This is a genomic window from Telluria mixta, assembly GCF_029223865.1.
Lineage (GTDB): Bacteria > Pseudomonadota > Gammaproteobacteria > Burkholderiales > Burkholderiaceae_D > Telluria > Telluria mixta.
In genome coordinates, this window is record NZ_CP119520.1 from 3,984,890 (window position 1) to 4,001,761 (window position 16,872).

Annotated in this window: 15 protein-coding genes; 11 read left to right on the forward strand and 4 right to left on the reverse strand. The window is 66.4% G+C overall.

Annotated features, from left to right (window positions below):
* Positions 1–44 precede the first annotated feature (44 nt).
* The 4 genes from P0M04_RS17680 to P0M04_RS17695 all read left to right on the forward strand — a co-directional run bounded on the left by P0M04_RS17680 (position 45) and on the right by P0M04_RS17695 (position 4,689).
* On the forward strand, positions 45–1,430 hold the full coding sequence (locus P0M04_RS17680) for an MFS transporter (RefSeq protein ID WP_259447774.1): 1,386 nt from the start codon (positions 45–47) through the stop codon (positions 1,428–1,430).
* A gap of 26 nt (positions 1,431–1,456) precedes the next feature.
* Positions 1,457–2,551 (forward strand): tartrate dehydrogenase, encoded by a 1,095-nt coding sequence (locus P0M04_RS17685; RefSeq protein WP_259447773.1) that lies wholly within the window; start codon positions 1,457–1,459, stop codon positions 2,549–2,551.
* Between the two features lie 40 nt (positions 2,552–2,591).
* The gene (locus P0M04_RS17690) at positions 2,592–2,933 is read left to right on the forward strand and encodes an HNH endonuclease (RefSeq protein ID WP_259447772.1); all 342 of its coding nucleotides are present in this window, start codon (positions 2,592–2,594) and stop codon (positions 2,931–2,933) included.
* A 145-nt stretch (positions 2,934–3,078) separates the two neighbouring features.
* Positions 3,079–4,689: a response regulator gene (locus P0M04_RS17695; RefSeq protein ID WP_259447771.1), complete on the forward strand. Its 1,611-nt coding sequence runs from the start codon at positions 3,079–3,081 to the stop codon at positions 4,687–4,689.
* Here P0M04_RS17695 and P0M04_RS17700 read toward each other — a convergent pair whose 3' ends face one another.
* Both P0M04_RS17700 and P0M04_RS17705 read right to left on the reverse strand, forming a co-directional pair.
* Positions 4,690–5,148 carry a response regulator gene (locus P0M04_RS17700; RefSeq protein WP_259447770.1) on the reverse strand — a complete coding sequence of 153 codons (459 nt, stop codon included), beginning with the start codon at positions 5,146–5,148 and terminating at the stop codon, positions 4,690–4,692.
* A gap of 19 nt (positions 5,149–5,167) precedes the next feature.
* The gene (locus P0M04_RS17705) at positions 5,168–7,411 is read right to left on the reverse strand and encodes an ATP-binding protein (protein ID WP_259447769.1); all 2,244 of its coding nucleotides are present in this window, start codon (positions 7,409–7,411) and stop codon (positions 5,168–5,170) included.
* Between P0M04_RS17705 and P0M04_RS17710 the strand changes: the two genes are divergently transcribed.
* From P0M04_RS17710 to P0M04_RS17730, 5 genes are all read left to right on the forward strand, one after another.
* Positions 7,395–7,670, forward strand: a complete 276-nt coding sequence (locus tag P0M04_RS17710; RefSeq protein ID WP_259447768.1) for a hypothetical protein — start codon at positions 7,395–7,397, stop codon at positions 7,668–7,670. The genes P0M04_RS17705 and P0M04_RS17710 overlap by 17 nt on opposite strands.
* On the forward strand, positions 7,667–8,035 hold the full coding sequence (locus tag P0M04_RS17715) for a nuclear transport factor 2 family protein (RefSeq protein ID WP_259447767.1): 369 nt from the start codon (positions 7,667–7,669) through the stop codon (positions 8,033–8,035). The genes P0M04_RS17710 and P0M04_RS17715 overlap by 4 nt, the downstream gene beginning before the upstream one ends.
* A gap of 10 nt (positions 8,036–8,045) precedes the next feature.
* Positions 8,046–8,903, forward strand: a complete 858-nt coding sequence (locus tag P0M04_RS17720) for an alpha/beta fold hydrolase (protein ID WP_259447766.1) — start codon at positions 8,046–8,048, stop codon at positions 8,901–8,903.
* 4 nt (positions 8,904–8,907) lie between these two features.
* Positions 8,908–9,789 (forward strand): helix-turn-helix domain-containing protein, encoded by an 882-nt coding sequence (locus P0M04_RS17725; RefSeq protein ID WP_259447765.1) that lies wholly within the window; start codon positions 8,908–8,910, stop codon positions 9,787–9,789.
* Between the two features lie 181 nt (positions 9,790–9,970).
* Positions 9,971–11,875: a hybrid sensor histidine kinase/response regulator gene (locus tag P0M04_RS17730; RefSeq protein WP_259447764.1), complete on the forward strand. Its 1,905-nt coding sequence runs from the start codon at positions 9,971–9,973 to the stop codon at positions 11,873–11,875.
* Positions 11,876–11,879: 4 nt separating this feature from the next.
* On the opposite strand, the gene P0M04_RS17735 is transcribed toward P0M04_RS17730, so the two are convergent.
* Both P0M04_RS17735 and P0M04_RS17740 read right to left on the reverse strand, forming a co-directional pair.
* Positions 11,880–13,076: an esterase/lipase family protein gene (locus tag P0M04_RS17735; protein WP_259447763.1), complete on the reverse strand. Its 1,197-nt coding sequence runs from the start codon at positions 13,074–13,076 to the stop codon at positions 11,880–11,882.
* A gap of 184 nt (positions 13,077–13,260) precedes the next feature.
* A complete protein-coding gene (locus tag P0M04_RS17740) occupies positions 13,261–14,505 on the reverse strand; it encodes a dienelactone hydrolase family protein (protein WP_259447762.1) in 1,245 nt (414 codons plus the stop codon).
* A 205-nt stretch (positions 14,506–14,710) separates the two neighbouring features.
* Here P0M04_RS17740 and P0M04_RS17745 point away from each other — a divergent pair, with 205 nt between their 5' ends.
* Both P0M04_RS17745 and P0M04_RS17750 read left to right on the forward strand, forming a co-directional pair.
* Positions 14,711–15,139 (forward strand): MarR family winged helix-turn-helix transcriptional regulator, encoded by a 429-nt coding sequence (locus P0M04_RS17745; RefSeq protein WP_259447761.1) that lies wholly within the window; start codon positions 14,711–14,713, stop codon positions 15,137–15,139.
* Positions 15,136–16,872: an MFS transporter gene (locus tag P0M04_RS17750; protein ID WP_259447760.1), complete on the forward strand. Its 1,737-nt coding sequence runs from the start codon at positions 15,136–15,138 to the stop codon at positions 16,870–16,872. The genes P0M04_RS17745 and P0M04_RS17750 overlap by 4 nt, the downstream gene beginning before the upstream one ends.

Genomic DNA, 16,872 nt, shown 5'->3' on the forward strand with positions numbered 1-16,872 from the left:
CGGCCAACCGGCCTACAATCGATCCTTTGCCGTCAGGATCGAGCATGCAAGCAACAGTCAATACAACATCTCTCGAACAGGACGGTTTGCCGCCGGGGCCGCGTGCCTGGGCCATCCTCGCCCTCGCGCTGGGCGTTGGCATGTCGTCCCTCGATACCGCCATCGCCAACACCGCGCTGCCCGCGATGGCGCAGCAATTGCACGCCACGCCGGCCGACTCGGTGTGGATCGTGAATGCCTACCAGCTCGCCATGGTCGCCACGTTGCTGCCGATCGCGGCGCTGGGCGAGACCATCGGCTACCGCCGCGTCTACGTGGCCGGCATGGCCCTGTTCACGGTGGCCTCGCTCGCATGCGCGCTCGCGTGGTCGCTGCCCGTGCTGATCGTCGCGCGCCTGTTCCAGGGACTCGGCGCCAGCGCCATCATGGGCGTCAACACGGCGCTGCTGCGCGCCACGTATCCGGCGCAGCTGCAGGGACGCGGCTTCGGCACCAACGCCCTCGTGGTCGCGGTCGGCTTCGGGCTCGGGCCGAGCCTTGCCTCCATCATCCTTAAATTCTCGTCGTGGGAGTGGCTGTTCGGCATCAACGTGATACCCGGCATCGTCGCGTTCTTCATGGCGCGCAAGGTGCTCCCGGAGACGCGCCGCGCCAGCCACCGCGTCGACGGGCTCGCCGGCTTTTATAACGTCGTCGCGTTTTCGATGGCCGTGCTGGTGCTGGGCGATGCCGCGCACCGCGCGGACATGCGGACGCTGTTGCCGGAAGCCGTGATCGCACTGGTGTTCTTCGCACTGCTGCTGCGCCGCGAACGAGGCCATCCTGCGCCGTTGTTGCCCGTGGACCTGTTCCGTCGTCCCCTGTTCGCGTTGTCGACCATCACCGCCATCTGCACCTTCGCGGCGCAGGCGCTCGCGTTCGTCGCGCTGCCGTTCTTTTTCGAAACGACGCTCGGCCGTTCGCCCGTCGAGACGGGCTTCCTGATGACGCCCTGGCCCGTGCTGGTCGGCGTGATGGCGCCCGTGGCCGGACGATTGAGCGACCGCTATTCTCCGGGCCTGCTGGGCGGTATCGGCCTGTTGATCCTCGCGGCCGGCCTCGTCACGATGATGAGCCTGCCGGCGTCGCCGTCCGCCCTCGACATCGGCTGGCGCATGGCCGTGTGCGGCATCGGCTTCGGCTTTTTCCAGGCGCCGAACGTCAAGGCGATCATGGGCAGCGCGCCGGCCTCGCGTGCCGGCAGCGCGAGCGGCATGGTCGCCACCGCGCGCCTGACGGGGCAGGCGACGGGCGCCGCCCTGGTGGCGTTCTGCCTTACCATTTCCCACGTGCGCGGGCCGTGGTTCGCGCTCGGCATCGCCGCCGCGTTCTCGTTCGCGGCCAGCGTGGCCAGTTTTTCGCGCCTCGTCGTTGCGGCGCCGGCGGTATGAGCTTCACCATTCAAGAAAGAAATCAGATGACACGACGTTTCAAGATCGCGGCGATTGCCGGCGACGGCATCGGCAAGGAAGTCCTGCCGGAAGGCCTCAAGGTATTGGCGGCCGCGGCCGAGCGTTTCGGCCTCCAGCTGGAGTTCAAGCATTTTCCGTGGGCCAGCTGCGACTGGTACATCCAGCACGGCGAGATGATGCCGCCCGACTGGAAAGAGCAATTGTCCGGCATGGATGCCATCTATTTCGGCGCCGTCGGCTGGCCCGCGCTGGTGCCGGACCACATCTCGCTGTGGGGCTCGCTGCTCAAGTTCCGCCGTGAATTCGACCAGTACATCAACCTGCGTCCCGTGCGGCTGTTCGAGGGCGTGCCGTGCCCGCTGGCCGGCCGCAAGCCGGGCGACATCGACTTCTTCGTCGTGCGCGAAAACACCGAGGGCGAGTACACGAACCTGGGCGGCGTGATGTTCCCGGGCACCGAGCGCGAGATGGTGATCCAGGAATCCGTGTTCACGCGCCACGGCACCGACCGCGTGCTGCGCTACGCCTTCGAACTGGCCAACGCGCGCCGCCGCCGGCACCTGACGGTCGCGACCAAATCGAACGGCATCGCCATCAGCATGCCGTGGTGGGACGGCCGCGCGGACGCCATCCACGCCGACTATCCGGACGTCACCGTCGACAAGCAGCACATCGACATCCTGACGGCCCGCTTCGTGCTGCAGCCCGACCGCTTCGACGTGGTCGTCGCGTCGAACCTGTTCGGCGACATCCTGTCCGACCTCGGCCCGGCCTGCACGGGCACGATCGGCCTGGCGCCCTCTGGCAACCTGAATCCGGATCGCACGTTCCCGTCGCTGTTCGAGCCGGTGCACGGTTCCGCGCCGGACATCGCGGGCAAGGGCATCGCCAACCCCATCGCCATGATCTGGTCGGGCGCGATGATGCTGGCATTCCTCGCGGACGGTCCCGACGCGGACCCGCGCTGCGGCGAGGCGCACGACGCCATCGTGGCCGCGATCGAGGACGTGCTCAAGAACGGACCGCGCACGGGCGACCTGGGCGGCACGGCGACGACGGTCGAAGTGGGCGACGCCATCGCGGCGCGCGTGCGAGGCTGATCATACTTTAAACGGGCACGGCCACCCCGATATACGAAACATGGCGCGCCGTTCCCGCATTCCCGACTTCGATTTTCCTGCCCAGCCTGCCGCGGCGGACAGCCCGTGTCCGCTGTGCGGCCGGCCGCTCGGCACGGTCAACATCGACCGGCATCACCTGATTCCCAAGTCGCTGAAGGGCAGGGAACAGTTCCCCATCCACAAGATCTGCCACCGCAAGATCCACGCGACGTTTTCCGAACGCGAGTTGCTGCATGCGTATCACACGTGGGACGCGCTGCAGGGTGATGACGCGATCCGGGCGTTCATCGACTGGGTGGCGAAGAAGCCGCCGGCGTTTTATGCGCGGACGTTTACATCGAATAAAAAGAAGAACCGCTGAGTGCCAATTTGCCGTTATCAGGATGGCATCGCTTATGCCGCACGATTGAATCGAACGTCACCACCGTCGTGCTTGGTGTTAAAATCGGATCTTACTTTTTTGCAATTCTGGTTCCTTTTTCAATGCCGCTATCCCTGCAGTTGCAATGAACCAAGAAGACTCGAACGCCTGCTCGGTTCTCCTGATCGACGACGAACCCTTTGCCGAGGACATCATTTCTCACGGCATGAAAGGGTGCGCGTCGTATGCGCTGCGCTATGCGCGCGACCCCGGCATGGCGGTCGAGCTGGCGAAGGAAATCAATGCGACGGTCGTGCTCGTCGACCTGCGCATGCCGGAAATCGACGGATTCGAAGTCACCCGCCGCCTGCGCGCGGACAAGGACACCGAGCACATTCCCGTCGTCCTGTTGTCGTCCGAAGAAGATCCTGAGATTAAGGCGAAAGCGTTCGCCATGGGCGCCAACGATTATCTGGTGAAATGGCCCGATCCGCGCGAACTCGTTGCGCGCGTGCGCTACCACAGCGATGCCTGCATCGCGCGGCGCCAGCGCGATGCCGCGTTCGTGTCGCTGCGGCACAGCCAGGAGCAATTGGCGGCCAGCCAGTCGGCGCTGCACCAGGCGCAGAAAATGGAAGCGATCGGCCAGCTGACGGGCGGCGTCGCGCACGATTTCAACAATGTGCTGCAGATCATCGGCGGCAATTTGCAACTGCTGAAACTGGTGGGCAATTTGAACGATGCCGGCAAGGCGCGCGTCGACATGGCGCTGGCCGGCGTGGAGCGTGGGGCCAAGCTGTCGTCGCACCTGCTCGCGTTCGCGCGCCGGCAACCGCTGCAGGCCGTCGTGATCAATCCGGGCCATTTGCTGCGCGAGATGGACGACATGATGCGCCGCGTGCTCGGTCCGCGCGCACGTGTCGTGACGGAGATCGCGGCCGGCCTGGGCAGCACGCTCGTCGACCCGAACCAGCTCAACAACGTGCTGCTGAACCTCGCGATCAATGCGCGCGATGCGATGGCGGGCGGCGGCACGCTGACGATCCGCGCAGCCAATGCCGGCCCGGACAGCTTTTTGCCGACGGAAGTGCCGCGCGGCCATTATGTGTTGATCGAGGTGGCGGACACGGGCAAAGGCATGACGCCCGAAGTGCTGGAGCGCGCGTTCGAGCCGTTCTTTACCACCAAGCCGACGGGGCAGGGGACGGGCCTCGGGTTGTCGATGGCCTATGGCTTCGTCAAGCAGTCCGGCGGCGAGATCGTCCTGAAGAGCGAGCCCGGCAAGGGCACCAGCGTGCGCATCTACCTGCCGCGCAGCGAGGCCGAACCGCAGCACGTGGAACAGGCGCCGACGGCGCCCCTGCTGGGCGGCGTGGAGACGATCCTCGTCGTCGAGGACGAGGAAGACGTGCGCAGCACGACTTGCGGCATCCTGTCCGCGCTCGGCTACAGGGTGCTGGAGGCGCCGGATGCGGCGAAGGCCGTGGAGATCGTCCAGAGCGGCCAGCACATCGACCTCGTGTTCACGGACGTGATCATGCCGGGGCCGGTGAGCAGCCTGCAACTGGGCGAGGCGGTGCGCGCGCGCCTGCCGCAGGCGCAGATTTTATACACGTCGGGCTATGCGGAGGGCGTGCTGGCGCACGAAGGGAAGCTGGAGGCGTCGGTCAACCTGTTGCAGAAGCCGTACCACCCGGACGCGCTCAGCGCGCGCATCCGGCACCTGCTGCGGCGCCGTCAAAGCGCCATGATCTGATTACTTGTTGGGCTTGATGTAGCGCTGCGAGCCCGGCGGCGGCTCGTTCAGCACGGCCCAGAAGATACCCAGGTCGGCGATCGCGCGCACGAATTCCGTGAAATCCACCGGCTTGACGACGTAGGCATTCACGCCCAGCTCGTAGCTGCGCACGAGGTCCTGTTCTTCCTTCGACGACGTCAGCATCACCACCGGCAGGGGCTTGAGCCCGTCCGTGCCGCGGACTTCGCGCAGGACTTCCAATCCATCCACTTTCGGCAACTTCAGATCGAGCAGCACGACGGCCGGGTTGCCGGCCGGGCGCGACGCGTATTCGCCGCGGCGGTGCAGGTAGTCCAGCGCTTCGGCGCCGTCGCGCACGATGATGACCTGGTTGGCGAGCTGGCTCTTGGACAGCGCGATCAGCGTGAGTTCGAGATCGTTCGGGTTGTCTTCGACCAGCAGGATGGGCTTGAGCATGGATACCTTCGTGAAACTTTCAATGATGTGAGTCTTGCTTGGGCAGCGCGAACGAAAACGTCGCGCCTTCGCCCTGCACGGAATTGGCCCAGACGCGGCCGTTGTGGCGCTCGACGATGCGGCGCACGTTCGCGAGGCCGATGCCGGTCCCCTGGAAATCTTCCATCCGGTGCAGGCGCTGGAACACGCCGAACAGCTTGTGCACGTATTCCATGTTGAAGCCGGCGCCGTTGTCCGCCACATGGAAGACCGTCTCGTGCGGATGGTCCTCGGCAAACACGCGGATCACGGCCGGATCACGCTGGCCCGTGAACTTGACGGCGTTGGACAGCAGGTTGAACAGGGCCAGGTGCAGGAACGCCGGGTCGGCCCAGACTTCCGGCAGCGTGCCGATGTCCCACTCGATGTTGCGGCCGCGCGCTTCCAGCGCCAGCTTGTCGAGGCAGGACGCGACGAGATCGTTCATGTCGACCGTCGTCGGGCGCAGCGAGGCGCGGCCCATCTGCGAGAACGACAGCAGGTCGTCGACGAGCTTGCCGGCCAGGCGCGCGGCTTCCTTGATGTTCTTGAGGAAGCGCTGGCGCTGCTGGGCGTCCTCGCTGCCGGCCGATTCGAGCAGCAGGTCGGCAAAGCCGACAATGTGGCGCAGCGGCGCGCGCAGGTCGTGCGACACGGAGTACGAGAACGCTTCCAGTTCCTTGTTGGCGCGGCCCAGTTCCTCGGCCAGTTCCGCCATCTGCTCGGCGCGTTCGAGCGCGATGCCGAGGAGGGCGGTGCGGAATTCCAGCGCCATCTCGATCTCGCCCTGGTGCCACGGCTGGCTCGTGCCGTGGATCGTCTCGCGCCACGCATCGAAACTCGTGCGCGGCGACAGCTGGGTCGGCGCGCCCGGCGCAGGCGCCTTCGCGTGCGGATTGCCGGCCCACTCGATCGTGTGCACCCACTCGGGGCGGAACCACAGCAGGTAGTGCTTGTGGATGCGCGAGATCGGCATCGCGAGCAGGCCGCTGGCGTTGCGCATGTTGCGCGCCGCCGGCGGGTACTGTGCGGACAGTTTATCGGTGTGGAACACGTCGCCGTGGTCGTGCAGGGTGAGCCAGTCGACGAGGGCGCGGATGTCGTCTTCGTCCGGCGTGTCGCCATACGTCAGGACGCGGTCGTCGACCATGATCGCGGCGCCCGACGCGCGCGCGAAGCGCAGCAGGTCCGGGAACACGTTGACCAGGTTTTCGATGAAGTCGCTGCCCTGCGTGAGGCCGGCCAGCATCGACACCATCGTGCGCCGCACCTCGAGGCGGAACTGCAGGTCGGCCGCGTCCTCGCGCGACTCGATGCACAGCGCGAGGATCTGGCCCAGCTGCTCGCACGCGGTGCGCTTTTCGAAGGCGACGGGGATCGATCCCTCGTTGTGGCACGAGATCAGGCCCCACAGCTTGCCCTTGACTATCAGCGACACGGACATCGACGCCAGCGTGTTCATGTTGCGCATGTATTGCAGGTGCACCGGCGAGACGCTGCGCAGCGCCGCGAACGACAGGTCGTTCGGCCGGCCCGTGACGGGATTCAGCGCCGGCACGAGCGGCGCGGGCGTGTAGGTCGCGTCCTGGATCAGGCGGATGCGCGACAGCTTGTACAGCTCGCGCGCCTGCACGGGGATGTCGGACGCCGGGAAATGCTGCCCCATGTACGAGTGGTAGCGTTCGTCGCGCGCTTCCGCCATCACGTGGCCGTGGCCGTCCACGTCGAACTGATAGGCGAGTACGCGCCCGAAGCCCGTCACGGAGCGGATGTGCTGGCACGCCAGGCTGGCCAGCGATTCGATGCTGCTCGCGTCGTTCACTTTCAGCAGGAAGTCGCCGATCAGCGGGTACAGGTGGCGGAAATCCGCCGCTTCCGCGCGGTCGACCGCTTCGAACTCCGCGATGACGACGCCGTCCCATTTGTGGGCCAGCACGTCGAAGTGTTTGCCGTTGGCCGTCGTGATCGTGCCCACGTAGTACGGACGCGGGCCCAGGTCGGCCGCCAGTTCGGACGCGATACGCTGCGCCGCAGCGGCGCCGATCACGTCCGCCAGCGGATGCCCGATGATGCCCGCCGCCGCGGTGCCGGTCCAGTCGCCCAGGTTGGCGCTGGCCTGCAGCACCGCGAGGTTGGGCGCGAGCGTGAGCAGGAACCCGTGCGGCTGGATGCTGCCGGGCGTGCGGATCGGTTCCTTGTCGCAGGTCGACAGGTCGAGGACGGGTACGATGGCGGCCTGGGTCATGGGTGGTAAACAGCGTCTGAAACGTCGGGTTGCAAGTGCAGCATTTTACAATGAAAAGCTGAATGTCAATTCGGCATTCATGCAACGATACCTCATCGAGGCGCGCGAATCCGGCGAATTGCGCGGGTATATCGACGTGGTTATTGTCGTGGAAATGGGAAATTCGCCGACAACCATCATTACCTGGGAGGTAATCGCCGCGCCGCGCGCCGCCCGGCACACTGGCTCCATCGTCAACCACCGAAGGAGACCATCATGAACCAAGCTGCCCACATCGCCGACCGCTACCTCGCCGCCTGGAACGAACGCGACCCGGCCGCACGCCGCGCGCACGTCGCGAACGTGTTCGCACCGGACGCCAGCTACCTCGACCCGATCATGCGCGGCCGCGGCGTGGACGGCATCGATGCGATGATCGGCGCCGCCCAGCAGCAATTCCCCGGCTGCCGCTTCGCGCTGCACGGCACGCCGGACGCCCACAACGACGTCGTGCGTTTTTCCTGGTCGCTGGCGCCTGGCGGTGCCCCGGCGGATGCAGCGCCGCTCGCCATCGGCACGGACGTCGCCACCGTCGATGCGGACGGGCGCCTCGTGCGCGTCATCGGTTTCCTGGATGCCGCCTGAGGAGACGACCATGACCACGCTCCGCAATCCCCGCCCCGGCCGCGCCTACACGGGGGCCCCGAACACCATCATCGCCGGCGACGTCAACCTGTACTACCGCGACTGGGGCCGCGGCCGCCCCGTGCTGTTCGTGGCCGGCTGGTCGATGTGCTCCGATTCCTGGGGCTACCAGATGATGGCGTTGTGCCGCCAGGGCCTGCGCTGCATCGCCTTCGACCGGCGCGGCCATGGCCGCTCGTCCGACCCGGGCGGCGGCTACGACCTCGACACGCTGGCCGACGACATCGCGGCCGTCATCGAGGCCCTCGACCTGCGCGACGTCGTGCTGGTCGGGCACTCGATGGGCTGCAACGAGATCGTCCGCTACCTCACGCGCCACGGCGGCGCGCGGGTGACGCAGGTCGCGCTGCTCGGGCCGATGACGCCGGGTATCACGCTGTCCGCGTCGAATCCGCACGGCATCGACCCGGCGCTGCTCGCACAGTTCCGCAGCACGCAGCTGCTGCACGACTTCCCGCGCTGGATCGAGGAGAACGTCGAACCGTTCGTGCCCGGCGCCGGGCCGCGCATGCGCGACTGGCTCGCGCAGATGGCCCTGCAATGTTCGCTGCAGGCCCTGCACGACTGCCACCTCTGCGTGGAAGAGTCGGACATGGTGGCGGAGCTGGAAGCCGTCGACGTGCCGGTGCTCTTGATCGCGGGTGCGCTCGACGTCTCCGCCCCGCTGGAGTTGACGGCGCGCCGTACCGCGGCCCTCGTGCCGGACTGCCGCCTCGTCGTCTACGAAGACGCCGCGCACGGCATGTTCCTCACGCACGTGGAGCAGGTCAATGGCGAGTTGCTTGAGTTCATCCGCGCGGAGGTCTAAATTGATGCCTTTACATCAAGAGGGGATCGCGATGCAGGACGGACACGCGGAGGAAGCGCGCAGCGACGGCTATTTCAGCGATTTCGGCTCGGCGCTGCGCTACTGGCGCACGCGGCGCGGCTACAGCCAGCTGCGCCTTGCCGTGGATGGCGGCGTGTCGCAGCGCCACCTGAGTTTCCTCGAAAGCGGACGGGCGCAGCCGAGCCGCGACCTGATCCTGAAACTCGGCATCGTGCTCGACGTGCCGCTCCGCCAGAGGAATGCGATGCTGCTCGCGGCCGGCTTCGCGCCCGCCTACCAGGAGCGCAACCTGTCGGACCCGGAACTGTCGTCCGTGATGCAGGCGCTCGACTTCATGCTGCGCCAGCAGGCGCCGTTTCCCGCCCTCGTCGTGGACCGGCTGTGGAATCTCGTGATGTTCAACGAGCCCGCGGCCGGCTTCATGAAGTGGCTGCTTGGCCTGCCTCCCGGTGCGGCCATCCCGCGCGACGGTTCCATCAACGTGTTGCGCCTGATGCTCGACCCGAACGGGCTGCGGCCGCGTCTCGTCAACTGGGAGGCCGTGTGCGCGGACAGCCTGTTGTGGATCCAGCGGGAGGCGATGGCGGACGGACCGGGCAGCGAGGCCACCAGGCTGCTGGCCGAGCTGTCCGCGCTGCCCGGGATGGCGGCCCTATCCGACGGCCACGTGCCGAACCTCGACCGGCGCGCGCTGCCGTTCCTGCCGCTGACGATCGCGCACGAGGGCGTCGAACTGAACCTGTTTACGACAATCACGACGCTCGGCACGCCGCACGATGTGACCGTGCACGAGTTGCGGCTGGAGGCGTTTTTTCCTGCTGATAATGCTACGGCGGCGTGGTTCCGCAACAAATTTACGGCGTAAACACACTCATCAATTCCGATGATTTTTGGTGAGGATGCATTGAGAATGCATGTTCTTTGACGATCCAAAACCCGAAAATTGGCAATGTGAAATTCGTTACCGACACCGCGCGCAAGGCTTTTTCCTGCGGTGTATGATGGGCCGGTTTGGAACCCTTTTCGAGCCCTTTTAGCCGCAGTAAATGAACGATCTGTCTCCCACGCAATCCTGGCCCGACGAGCGGCGTTACCAGTACCTGATCTCCGGAATCAGCGACTACGCCATCTACATGCTCGATCCGAACGGCTACGTCAGCAGCTGGAATGCCGGCGCCAACCGGTTCAAGGGCTATGTCGCGCAGGAGATCCTGGGCGAGCACTTCTCGCGCTTCTACACGCCGGAAGACCGCGAAGCGGGCAAGCCCGCGCGCGCGCTGTCGATTGCGCTGGCGGAGGGCAAGTACGAGGCCGAGGGCTGGCGCGTGCGCAAGGACGGGTCGCGCTTCTGGGCCCACGTGGTGATCGATCCGATCTACAACGAGGAGGGCGTGCTGCTCGGCTTCGCGAAGGTCACGCGCGACGTCACCGAGCGCAAGCGCACCGAGGATGCGCTGCGCGAAAGCGAGCAGCGCTTCCGCCTGCTCGTGAACGGCGTCACCGACTACGCGCTGTATATGCTGTCGCCGGAAGGCACCGTCACGAACTGGAATCCCGGCGCCGAGCGCATCAAGGGCTACAGCCAGGCCGAGATCATCGGCAGCCATCTGTCGCGCTTTTATACGCCGGAAGACCAGGCGGCGGGCATCCCGAAGCGCGCGCTCGACACGGCCGCGGCGGCGGGCCGCTACGAATCCGAAGGCTGGCGCGTGCGCAAGGACGGCTCGCGCTTCTGGGCCCATGCCGTCATCGACGCCATCCACGGCGACCACGGCGAGCTGCTCGGCTTCGCGAAGATCACGCGCGACCTGACGGAAAAGAAGAAGGCGGACGAGGCGCTGGAAAAGGCGAATATCGCGCTGTACCAGGCGCAGAAGATGGAATCGATCGGCCAGTTGACGGGCGGCGTCGCGCACGACTTCAACAACCTGCTGTCCGTGCTGTCCAGCGGCCTCGAAGTGCTGAACATGCAGCGCGGCGAGGGTGATGCGCGTACGCTGGAATCGATGCGCCGCGCGATCGACCGCGGCGCGCGCCTGACCCAGCAACTGCTCGCGTTCGCGCGCCAGCAGCCGCTGCAGGCGGAAACGCGCAACCTCAATGCCATCATCCGCGGCTTCGAGTCGGTGCTGCGCCGCGCCGGCAATCCCAGCATCGACTTCGTGATCGACCTCGACCGCAAGGCGCACAATGCCCTGATCGACAGCGCGCGCTTCGAGTCGGCGCTGCTGAACCTCGTCGTCAATGCGCGCGACGCGATGCCCGAGGGCGGCCGACTCGTCATCGCGACGGCCAATGTCGTGGCGGACGGCCAGCACCCGGCCGGCCTGGCGCCCGGCGACTACGTGCGCGTGACGGTGAGCGACACGGGCACCGGCATGCCGCCGGAGGTGGTGGCGCGCGCCTTCGAGCCGTTCTTCACGACGAAGGAAGTGGGCAAGGGCACGGGCCTGGGCCTGTCCCAGGTCTATGGCTTCATCAAGCAGTCGGGCGGCGAAGTCGCCATCGACAGCAAGCCGGGCGAGGGCTCGACCGTGGCGATCTACCTGCCGGCCGCCGTCAGCCCCGTCGAGGAGGCACAGGCCGAGCACACGGAGCGCGTCCTGATCGTCGAGGACGAGCCCGACCTGATGGACGTGGCCGCGTCGCTGTTCACGAGCATGGGCTACGAGGTGGTCACGGCGGCGAGCGGACAGGAAGCGATCGACGTGATGGAGCGGCGCGACATCGACATCCTGTTCACCGACGTCGTGATGCCGAACGGGATGAACGGTATCGAGCTGGCCAGCTACACCCGCGAGCATTATCCGGCCACCAAGATCATGCTGGCGTCGGGTTACCCGCTGCCGGCCCTCAAGCAGCGGCATGGCGTCGACCTCAACGACTTCGCGTTCGTCAACAAGCCGTATCGCCTGTCGGACCTCGCGCGGACGTTACGGTCGGCCGCGTAAGGCTTCACAAGCCGAAGATGATGTCGCTGATCCGCTCGTAGACCGGATCGGCCGACGGCCCGTTGTTCGGCCAGTTCAGGATGTCGAAATGGTCGTAGCCCCGGTAATTGCCGAGGAAATTCCACGTCCCTTTCATCGCCTTGCCATCGTAGTCGCGCACCGGATGCCCGCCGGGTGCGCGCATGCTCACCGTGTTGACGACGCCATCGTTCGGAAACCACGCGTTGTCGATGCGTACCCGGCCCGGCGCGTTCTGCGTGTACGAGCCCATGCCCGGCTGGGCCAGCGAGCCGACGATCCACTCGCCGGCGAACAGCTTGAAGTACGGGATCATGTCCGCGCGCGGATACTGGAACTGGACGTTCTGCACGGGCGCGAGCACGCGGTCCGTGCCGTTGCAGCACCAGGCGCCGGCTTCCGTCGCCAGCGTTCCCAGGGAAAAGTAATAGACCGTTGGCGACGTCAGCGCCCAGCGGTTGAATTCGCGCGCGCCGTCCGGCGCCAGTTCCCAGTGGGCCAGTTCGTTGTCGAGGATGTCGCGCAACGGGCTGCGCAGGTTCGGCAGGACGTCCAGCACGGCGTCGCGCAAGGTGGTGCCGTCGTGCGGCGCGGAGATCGTCACGACGCTCCTGATCCAGCCGACCTTGCCGCCTTTATAGAGTTCGCCGCCACCTTCGTCGCCGTCCGGCGAGCCGTGTTCCAGCAACTGGATCAGGGCGCGGATCGTCGTGCCGCCCTGGCTGTGGCCGATCATGTGGACCGGGTGCGCGGCATCCCATTGCGGGTAGAACGCGAGCGGGTAGTTGTCCGGATTGTTGGCCGGGTCCGCGGCCCAGCATTTACCCGCCGGCTTCTGCGGCTGGCCGGGATAGCCGTAGCGCGCCACGTGGTGGGCGCCGTAGTCGACGCAGCCGCCCTTGATCTGGGCATACAGCTCGGCGGCGCGGTCCCAGTTCGATGCGATCGCGCCCACCTGGGCCGTGAAGACGGTGTGCGGGCCGTGGTAGACGGTGAGGTGCGCGGCGATGTTGCCGTAGCCGCCCCAGTACAGGAAGCTGCCGAGCGGATGCGATTCCGGCCCGAAGCCGAGGACGCCGTGCACGAGCACGACGGGATCGTTATTGGCCGCGCGGGCAGGCGTGCCGAGTAATGCGGCAAGCGCCAGCAGCGCGCAGGCGCAGGACTTCGTCAGTCGCAACATGTGACTCTCCATTGACGTGGCGAGCCCATTGTCGGTTTGATATGCGGCGCGGAGTTTGCGCTGCCTCGACCGGGACGACGAAACGGCTGCTGCAATGCAACAAAATGGTGTCGGTGTGGCTTGTGCGCACTATACCGGCGCACATGGCGCGCCGGTCATTGTGCGGAGCGAAAAAACGAGACGATCAGTTCGCCGCCGTCATGCCCACCGCATTGCCCACTGCGCCATTGCCCGGCGCAGCGGGCGCCGTCGTGTTCGAGGCGGTGACCGCAGCCTTCTCGGCCAGGTCCGGGTTCCACACGACGTGCTCGTCCACCGAGTACAGGCGGCACGGCTTGTCGCTCTTGGCCGAGCAGGTGGCCAGGGCGCGGGCTTCCGGATCCTCGCCTTCCTCGGCCCAGCACCAGGCGCCGCTGGGCGACACCGCGAACGCGCGCGGCGTCATCTTGGTCAGATATTCGCGGTAGGCGCGCTTGCCGTTCTCGGACAGGAACGGCACGGCATCGGCGTCCTCGATGGCGGCGAAGTTCGTCGCCTGCGGCTGCGGCGGTTCCGGCACCTTGAACACGACCCTGGTCGGCATGCCGATCTGCTGCAGGAAATTCATCGTGTCGGCCAGCCATACCTTTTGGCCGTCGCGGCTGGCCAGCATTCCATGCGAATCTCGCTTGAACGCGGCGTACTCGACAAGCTGGGCGCGGCCGCCGGCCTGTTCGAACGCGTCGTGCATGCGCGCCACGAGTTCCGGCGAGAACAGCGAATCGTTCTGGCCATACATCCACAGGCTCGGCACCTTGTTCTGCGAGCCGTATTCGGCGAAGGCCGAGACGAGGGCGGAGCGCCAGCCGCAGCCGTTGCTGTCGTCGCGCAGGCCGCCCGCGAAGTTGATCAGGCCGCGCACGCCCGGCAGGTCCTCGGTGCCGAGCGCCATCGTCGCGAGGCCGCCATACGACTGGCCGGCGACGACGACGTGGTCCGTATCGACCCATTTCTGCGCCCGCGCGTATTCGAGGGTGTCCTTGATGTCCTCGGCCTGGGTGTAGCCGTTGGCCGTCATGTCGCAGCCGTGGTCGCGGTAATAACCCGTCGAGTTGGCGAAGCCCTGGCGCATCGGCACCATCACGGCATAGCCCCGTTCCACGAAGGCGTGGGCCATGTGGTAGAAGCGGTCGCGCGGCTGCAGGTTCGGGTGACCCGGATCCTTGCCGTGGTTGATGATGATGAGCGGGAATGGGCCCGGGCCGTTCGGCTGGAACACGGTCGTCTCGAGGCGGGCCTGGTGGTTCTGGCCGGCCGGGATCAGGACGATGTGCTCGTTGATCCGGTAGTCGAGCTGCAGCTCCTGTTCGATGGCGAGACCCGGCAGCAGGGCCAGGGAAGCGATGAAGGCGGCAGTCAGTTTGCGAACGGAAGGGCGGACTTTAAGCATGGAGGACTCTGGAACGACACCGGGTTTGCTCGTTTTCCACGAATACTGATTGCCTCGTGGAATGAATTGATTCTAAGCACGGTGATTTCTCAGAGCAATGTCCAATTAACCAAATCTCGAACTAAATCTTCGCGTGTGGCCACATTTGCCATAACAGGCCGATAATCTGCATGGCCAACGATTGGGATACCCATGTTTAACTGACATGAATACCGACGACCGTTTCCTTCAAGCCCTGCAAGGCAGTGCGCGCGCCTGGCGTCTCGCGTTCGAACGCCACCTGAAGGCGCACGGACTGACGATGGCCGGGTGGAATGCGCTGACGGCCGTGGCAAGCAGCCCGGAACCGCCGTCGCAGCGGGAACTGGCGCGCCGGCTCGGCGTCGATGGCGCCACGCTCGTGACGACCCTCGACCGCCTCGTCGCGGGCGGCCTCGTGCGGCGCGATTCGGAACCGGGCGACCGCCGCGTCAAGCGCATCGCCCTCACGCCGCAGGGCGAGACGGTCATGGGCCACGTGCATGCGGAAGCGGCCGCGCTGCGCCGCCTGACCGTCGCGCGGCTGGACGCCGACGCCATGGCCGCGGCCGCCGCCGTGCTGGAAGACCTGCAGCGGCTGCTGGAGAGCCCATGAGCGACGCCGATTACGCGCCGCGCCAGTGGGACCCGGACGAGCGTCCCACGTTGCCGGGCGGCCCATCCTTCCCCAAGCACTCGACGCCGCGCCGCATCGCCTATTTCCTGATCGGCACGCTCGTGACCATCACGGGCGGCCTGGGCAATGCGCTCGTCACCGTCAACCTCGTCAACCTGCAGGGCACACTAGGCGTCTTCGCGGCCGAGGTCAACTGGCTGCCGACGGCCTATGTGATGACCAATGTGTCGATGAACCTGTTGCTGGTGAAATTCCGCCAGCAATTCGGCCTGCGCGCGTTCACCGAGTTCTTCCTCGTGCTGTATGCCCTGATCACGTTCGCGCACCTGTTCGTCAACGACCTGGGCTCCGCGATCGCCGTGCGCGCCGCCCACGGCATGGCGGGTGCGGCCCTGTCGACGCTGGGCCTGTACTACAGCCTGCAGGCGTTTAAAAGGGAATGGCGGCCGCGGGGCATCGTGATCTCGACCGGCATCGCGCAGCTCGCGCAGCCGATCGCCTACATCTTTTCCCGGAGCCTTTTGCAGATCGCGGAATGGCGCGGGCTGTACCTGTTCGAGCTCGGGCTCACGCTCGTCACGCTGGCGGCCGTGCTGTGGCTGAAACTGCCGCCGGGCGACCGCTTCAAGGCGTTCCGGCCCACGGATTTCCTCACGTTCTCGCTGTTCGCGCCCGGCATGGCGCTGCTGTGCGCGGCGCTCACGTTCGGCCGCGTGCTGTGGTGGACGGAGAATGCATGGGTGGGCGTCGCGCTGGCCGCGTCCGTCGTGCTGCTGCTGGCCGCGATCTGCGTCGAGCACAACCGCGACAACCCGCTGCTGAACATCCGCTGGCTGACCAACGGGATGATCCTGCGTCTGTCCATCGCGCTGATGCTCGTGCGCGTCGTGCTGTCGGAGCAGAGCGTGGGCGCCGTCGGCTTCCTGCGCCTCGTGGGCCTGAACAACGACGAGATGCAGACACTGTTCATTGTCATCCTGCTCGCGACCGTCCTCGGTATCGTCGTCTCCGTGCTGGTCACCCGACCGCCGCACCTGATGGCGCCGCAGGTGGTGGCATTGCTGATCATGGCGCTGGGCGCGTGGATCGATTCGAACGCGACCAATGCCACGCGGCCCGCCCAGATGTACGTGAGCCAGGGCCTGCTGGCGTTCGGCGGCGTGATGTTCCTCGGGCCGCTGCTGCTGACCCTGCTCGGGTCCGTGATCGCGAATCCTGCCAACCTGATCAGCTTTTCCGTCCTGTTCGGCCTGACGCAGAACCTGGGCGGCCTGATCGGCTCGTCGTTGCTGGGCACGTTCCAGGTGATGCGCGAAAAATACCACTCGTCCGTGCTGGCCGAGCAACTGAGTTCGCTCGATCCGCTCGTCGCCGCGCGCATCCAGCAGTACGGGGCCGCGTATGCGCGCCAGCTCGCGGATCCGTCCGCGCGCACGCGCCAGGGCATTTCCGTGCTGACGCAGACGGCCGCCCGCGAAGCGAACATCCTCGCCTACAACGACGTGTTCCTGCTGATCGCCATCATCGCGACCCTGCTGGCCGCATGGATCTTCGGCCGCTCGCTGTGGCTGAAATACGTAGCGCCGCCACCGCCGGCGCCGGTGCCGGTCCCGGCGCCGCCCGATCCGACCGATTCGCCGATCGCCGTGCCGTCCGGCGACCGCCGCACGGCGCCGCGCCCGCCCGAGCCGGCGCCGGCCGTCCCAACCTGA